This window comes from Pseudomonas sp. BJa3 (assembly GCF_026343815.1).
GTDB lineage: Bacteria > Pseudomonadota > Gammaproteobacteria > Pseudomonadales > Pseudomonadaceae > Aquipseudomonas > Aquipseudomonas soli.
The window spans coordinates 1-248 of record NZ_JAOXMC010000417.1; the positions used below are offsets into that span (position 1 = coordinate 1).

Annotated in this window: 1 pseudogene; it reads left to right on the forward strand. The window is 41.5% G+C overall.

The features are described 5' to 3' along the window. Positions 1–248 (forward strand): annotated as a pseudogene (locus OH705_RS28250) (GMP synthase (glutamine-hydrolyzing)); the annotation flags it as partial.

Consider the following 248-nt stretch of genomic DNA (forward strand, 5'->3'; position numbering starts at 1 on the left):
GTTGTGGCTGCACTTTTACATAAAGCGATTGGTGATCAATTAACGTGTGTATTTGTAGACAATGGTTTGCTTCGTTTAAACGAAGGCAACCAAGTGATGCAAATGTTTGCAGACAATATGGGAATCCGTGTCATTCGTGCGGATGCCGAAGAACGTTTCTTAACTGCACTTGCGGGTGAAGTTGATCCTGAGAAAAAACGTAAAATTATTGGTCGTGAATTTATCGAAGTCTTTGCAGAAGAAGCGCG